General features: G+C 69.4%; 4 protein-coding genes. All 4 read right to left on the bottom strand.

What is annotated here, in order from left to right:
• Positions 1-178: 178 nt before the first annotated feature.
• Positions 179-1,324, bottom strand: a complete 1,146-nt coding sequence (locus I6U14_RS12335; protein ID WP_296899723.1) for a DUF4340 domain-containing protein — start codon at positions 1,322-1,324, stop codon at positions 179-181.
• A gap of 11 nt (positions 1,325-1,335) precedes the next feature.
• Positions 1,336-4,314, bottom strand: coding sequence for a Gldg family protein (locus tag I6U14_RS12330; protein ID WP_296899722.1), 2,979 nt, complete (start codon positions 4,312-4,314; stop codon positions 1,336-1,338).
• Positions 4,307-5,290 carry an ABC transporter ATP-binding protein gene (locus I6U14_RS12325; protein ID WP_296899721.1) on the bottom strand — a complete coding sequence of 328 codons (984 nt, stop codon included), beginning with the start codon at positions 5,288-5,290 and terminating at the stop codon, positions 4,307-4,309. The genes I6U14_RS12330 and I6U14_RS12325 overlap by 8 nt, the downstream gene beginning before the upstream one ends.
• A gap of 255 nt (positions 5,291-5,545) precedes the next feature.
• Positions 5,546-5,746: a hypothetical protein gene (locus I6U14_RS12320; protein WP_296899720.1), complete on the bottom strand. Its 201-nt coding sequence runs from the start codon at positions 5,744-5,746 to the stop codon at positions 5,546-5,548.
• Positions 5,747-5,809 lie beyond the last annotated feature (63 nt).

Raw genomic sequence — 5,809 nt, 5'->3', positions numbered from 1 at the left:
TTTGGTGTGTTCCGGCGACCACGGAGATCTACACGTGTGCGCTGGTAGGCAGCGTCAGATGTGGAGAAGGGACAGGGAGTATGCGGGTGAGGGGGAGGGAGCTGCAATGAACCGGGATGGAGCGGCGGCAGGGTGCGTAAAGCGACAGCGTATGTACCATCGCCCCCCGCCCCTGACGCTAATCGTCGGCGTTGGCGGCGTCGCCGCCGACGGGCTCGGCTGGCGGGTCGGCGACCGTGGTATCGGATGCCGGATCATCAACTCCCGGCGGCGTTGCGGTGGCTGTCGACTGCTGCGGTTCAGCGCCCTCCGCCGCCGGCGGCGCTCCGACCTCTGGCGCGTCAACCTCGACCTCGGCGTCTGTCGTCTCCCCCAGCAGCCGCGCGCGGTCGGTGTCCACCAGGGTCTCGGCGTCGAAAGCGCTCAGGCGATAGACATAGGGCTCGTCGTCGCGCTTCAGCACGTAGTCTTCGCTGTCGGCTATGGGGGCGAGCCTGTAGCGGCGCTCGCCGCCCGCGTGCTCGATGGTGATGACCCGCGCTGGATCGTCCAGGTCGTCGTCAGTATCGCTGTCTGGACCAAGCACGCTGGTGTAGCTGACGGTGGCAACGGCGCTGGCCAGCTCGTCTGCCACGGCGCTGTCCACGGGGGCGTCGGTGCCTTCCAACGACCAGCCCTCCTCGCCGCGCACCAGGGTCCAATCGTCGGCGCTGATGCGGCTGATCTCGCCGCGATCGAACTGGAGCCGGCCGCGGTCGATCCAGTCGTCCGCCGTGGCGCCCAGGTCGAACAGGGCGAGCCTGAGGTCATACACGGCGTCTTCGCCGGCGATGCGGGCGAAGAGGCGGCGAAAGCCGGGCGAATCGCCGACCATGAGCGTCGTCTCGCCGCCCTCGCCCCGCAGCACCAGCCGCCGCTCGAAGGCGTCTTCCGCCACCCGAAACCGGCGCTGGGCCTCGGCGCTGGTGGCCACCGGCAGCGGGCGCTTGAGCCCAGCGAGGTCCTCCAGCATGCTGTCGACGCGGCTGCCGCTGGCGGGGAAGCCGTCCAGCACCGGCAGCACCCAGCCGTCGCTGCTGCGCTCGAGGCGTACGCTGTCGCCGTCGGCGGTGCTGATCTCGATGGCGCTCACGGCATCCATCTCCAGGTTCAGCAGCGGCACATCCACCGCCGCTGGCGCCATGCTGCGGCCGCCGCCCATCAGCAGGGCCACGGCGAGCTGCAGCACCAGCACCGCCGCCAGCAGCAGCACCCAGGGATTCCGCAGCGCCGACTGCCAGGCGCTGTCCAGGCCGAGCCGCCGCGCGGCCGCTGTTTGGCTCATGGTCGTCTCTGTCATGCCAGTGCCCTCGCGTCGTTGTCCTCCACCAGCATGGCCTCCAGCGCCCGCTCGCGCCGACGGCGCACCAGCCGATGCACCCAATACACCAAGGCCAGGCCGGCGGCCGCCAGGGCATAGTTCAGGTACTCCCAGAACATGCGCTGCTGCCGCCCCACCGGCTCCAGCAGGCGGTTGAACTGGCCGCGGCCGCGCAGCGCCAGCAAGCCGCGGTCTTCCAACGACCATTCGACGGCGTTCTGCACGAGCTCCAGCGGCTTGAGGTAGCGGCTTTGGGTGGCCTCGGTGGCGAGGCTCATGGCCGTGTCCGACAAGAAGCTGTCGGAGCCGATGACGATGAGACGGGCCGACGGCGGCGAGTGCTCCACGACCGTAGAAATCACGGGCGTCTGCGCCTCGCCGTCTGTGAGGTCCGCCGGCGTGTCTGTGGCCGGGTCGGAGGCGGCATCAACCGGGGCTGCATCTGCGCCATCGCCGGGCTCATCCTCCGCATCCTCTTCCGGCAGCAGCGGCGACGGCTGGCCCGCAAAGGCGGACTCGAAGCGACCCTCCACCATCACGGCGAGCAGCTTGCGGCCGCGGTCGTTCCCTACCGGGAAGCCGAGCTGGCCGTACTGGTCGAAGTCCGGCTGCATGTCCGGCGTCTCGCTGGTCCAGGCCGCAGGCGAGCTCTGGATGAGGCGGGTAACCTCGCGCTCGCCCTGCTTTTCCGTATCCAACGTGACGGGCGAGGTCCAGTTCATGGTGATCTGGCGCAGATTGGCGGTGATGCCGCTGTCCTCGGACAGGCCGTCGTCCCGCACATCCGGAAAGTACGGGTAGTCGAGGGTCTGGATCTCCTCCACCACGAAGCCGCCCACCTGCCGCGGCACAGGGATTGGGAAGGGCGTGTTCTGCGGGTCCATCACCAGGGCCGGCGCCATGCCCACACCATGGTGGTCGAGCCAGTCCTCGAGCCCTGTCTGCGCCGGGCCGGCACTGATCTCACTCCCCGTCAGGTCCACGTCGAACCTTGAGCTGGCCACCATCACCGTGCCGCCCTGCATCAGGAACTGGTCCACGGCGAACTGCTGCTGCTCATCGAGCCCGGTGGGGTCCACGACGAAGAGCAGATCGGCGTCCTCTGGGACCTGACCGGAGGCCAGATCCGTCTCGGTGAGCGCGAAGCCCTCGCGCAGCGTGTCCTTGAGCAGGGTATAGCCGGGGCCGCCGCCGCCCGGCATGCCGGGCATGGGCGGCGGGGCCGGGTCCGGCGTGTAGAGCGCCACGGTGCGCAGCACGCCGGGGGCAAAGCGCTTGATGCCGGCCTCGATAGCGCGCGTCAGGCTGGGCTTGTCGAGCCCCTCCGGCAGCGGCACGGGCACCGCGCGCTCGCCCTGCTCCAGCACCCTATAGAAATAAAAGGGCTGAGGGTCCAGCAGGCCCAGCACCAGGGGCTGGAAGCCGAAGCGCTCGTCGATCTCCTGGGCGAGCGCCGGGTTCGTGTCCGGGTCCAGGATCTCCCAGGAAAACCGCTGGTCATCGCCGCGATTCGCCTCGGCGGCCAGCTCCGTCAGGACCGCCTCCAAGTCCTCGCGCAGCGCCGGCAGCGGCTCTGGCAGGGTCGTCGCCGGCGAGATGAAGCCGCGGAAGCGGATCGGTCCGCCGACACCGGCGAAAGGATCGCCGCCGCCCTGGTAGCCGTAGAGCACCTTTTTGATGGTGCGGGTGAGATCGTACTCGGGGTTGCGCAGGCGCACGTCGAGATCGGTCTCGCCCTGGACCTTCACCTCGATGAGGTCTTGGAAGCCCAGGGTCTCGAACTGATCGCCGTACTTCACCAGGATATCGAAATAGGAGTTGACCACCCCCGCCTGGTACTTGCTCGCGGTCTGGAAGGCCACCGGGCGGATGCCGTACTGCTCGCCTGCCTCGCGCTCCAGCTCCGCAGACGTAGCCGGATCCACGAACTCAACCTCCACATTAGCGCCGCCCACCACTTCGTACTCCCTCAAAAGGTCCCGAAGCTGCGGCACCAGGGGTGCGAGCAGCGGGTGGGTCTCGGCGCTGAAGTAGCCGCGGATCAAAAGCGGCTCCTGAATCTGCTCCAGATAGGTGCGGGTGGCCTCCGAAACGGTGTAGCGCTGCCCCTCGGTGAGGTCGGCGCGGGCAGCGCCCACCTGCTGCAGCCACAGGTTGGCGGCGATGAGGTTGGCCGCTGCCAGCATGGTGATGAGCGTCCAGCGATGGTGACCGGCGCGGTGGTCGCTGTCCACCGCCCAGCGCAGCCGCTCCAGGCTGTAGACGCAGAGCGCCAGGAATACGGCGGTGAGGCTCAGGTAGTAGTAGAGGTCCCGTAGGTCAATGACGCCGCGGGTGATGGACTCGAAGCGCGACCCGGTGCCGAAGAGCCTCAGCACCTCGCCCGTGCCATGGCCGAACAGTCCCGTCAGCGCGGGCGAGCCGATGAGATAGAGCACCGCACACAGCAGCGCCGTGCCGATGAGGGCGACGATGGGGTTGTCGGTGCGCGCGGAGACGAAGAGCCCGATGGCAATATAGGCCGCCGCCAGCAGCAGGGTCGCCAGATAGGCCCCGAGCACCGGGCCCCAGTCCAGCGGACCGAGGATGGACACGGTGACCGGCAGCGGCAGCGTCAGAGCCAGCGCCACCGCCACCAACGCCAGCGCGGCGAGGAACTTGGCCAGCACCAGCTTCCAGGTGGGCACCGGCAGGGTCGCCAGGACCTCAAGCGTCCCGGCGCGGCGCTCCTCGCTCCACAGGCGCATGGTGAGCGCGGCGGCCAGGAAGATCAGCAGCACCGGCATCCAGTCGAACAGCGGCCGGGTGTCCGCGAGGTTGCGGGCGAAGAAGGCGTCCACCCAGAAGAACACGAACAGGCAGGCCGCCAGAAAGGCGCCGATGAACAGGTAGGCCACCGGCGAGCCGAAGAAGCTTGCGAGCTCCTTGCGGGTGACGCGCAGGATGTCAGACATGTGCCGCCTCCGTGGGCTGCGTGGCGGCGCTCAGGGCGGCCGGCGCGCCCCCGGCGGCGTCGCCCTCCGCGATCTGTCCGAAGACGGCCTCGAGATTATGGCGCTCGTGCTCCAGGGCATAGAGCGCCCAGCCACGCTCGGCGATGGCCGCCGCCACTTGCGGTGCGGCGGCATTGGGGTCGTCGGTGGTGAGCGCGAAGTCGCGGCGGACGCCCTCGTCGCCGACGTGGTCCACGGCGCTGATGCCTGGCAGCGCGCCGAGGGCCTCGCGTACGTCGTCCGGGCGGCGGTCCAGCGTCACCCGCAGCCGCGGTGTCGCACCGATGGCGCCGATGGCGCTGTCCAGCGCCAGCCGCCCGGCGCGCATGATGAGCACCCGGCCGCAGATGGCCTCGACCTCCTGCAGGATGTGGGTGGAGATGATGACTGTCGCATGGCTCGCCTGCTCGCGGATGAGCGCGCGCATGTGCTGGATCTGTGATGGGTCCAGGCCGTTGGTGGGCTCGTCCAGGATGAGTACATCCGGCTCGTGCAGCAGCGCGGAGGCCACCCCCAGGCGCTGGCGATAGCCGCGGGAGAGCGTCGCCACGGGCGCCTTGGCCTTGGGGCCAAGCTCGGTGCGCTCCACGGCGCGCCGGATCGCCGCCGGGCGCCCCCGTGCCGGGATGCCGTGCAGGGCGCCCTGGTAGTCCAGGTGCTCCAACACCGTTACCTCCGGATACAGGGGGCAATTCTCCGGCAGGTAGCCGATGCGCCGCTGCACCTCCCGACGGTGCGTGGCGATGTTCAGGCCGTCGACCTGAATGCTCCCGCTGCTCGGCTCCAGAAAGCCCGTGAGCATTTTCATGATGGTGGTCTTGCCGGCGCCGTTGTGGCCCAGCAGACCGACGATCTCGCGGCGGCCGATGTCGAACGACACCCGGTCCACCGCCGTCAGCTCGCCATAGCTGCGGCTGACATCGCGTACCTCGATCATCGTGTCACTTCCCGTGCTGAAGTCCTGCTGATCTGCACGGCAGGGGGATGTGGACGCTACGGTCGTTGGCGGACACGCGCGGCTCGGAACCGGCAGTCCGCTCCCCCGCCTCGGCGGCGGGATTTCACAGCAGCGGCGCAAAGGCCGCAAGGGTCCGCGGATGACGAGTTGTTAAGGAAAGGAGGGCCGTACCTCGGGCCGACGCTCCGCACCGGCCCGGGGGGACTCGTGTCGGGGGAGAACCCCCGCCCGGGCTCAGCCCTGCTCAAGCTGGGTGATGATGCGATCCCGGATCTCGTTCACGCCGCCGACGCCGGCGCCCTTGATGTAGCGCGGCGCGCCCGCGCCGCCCTGCTCGGCCCAAGACGGGTAGTAATCGATGAGCGTGGCTGCCTGGGCGTGGTACACCTTGCGGCCCCGCCGGACGGCCCCTTCCTGCTCGTCGTCCCGCTGCATCACCGGCGCCCCGGCACCCTGTCCCCTGACTCCCTCCCTTGGCGGAGTGAATTCTCAGGCGAG

The organism is Thiohalocapsa sp. (assembly GCF_019695415.1).
Classification (GTDB): Bacteria; Pseudomonadota; Gammaproteobacteria; order Chromatiales; family Chromatiaceae; genus Thiohalocapsa.
The sequence above is the reverse complement of the archived record's forward strand: the minus strand, read 5'-3'. Positions and strand labels throughout refer to the sequence as shown.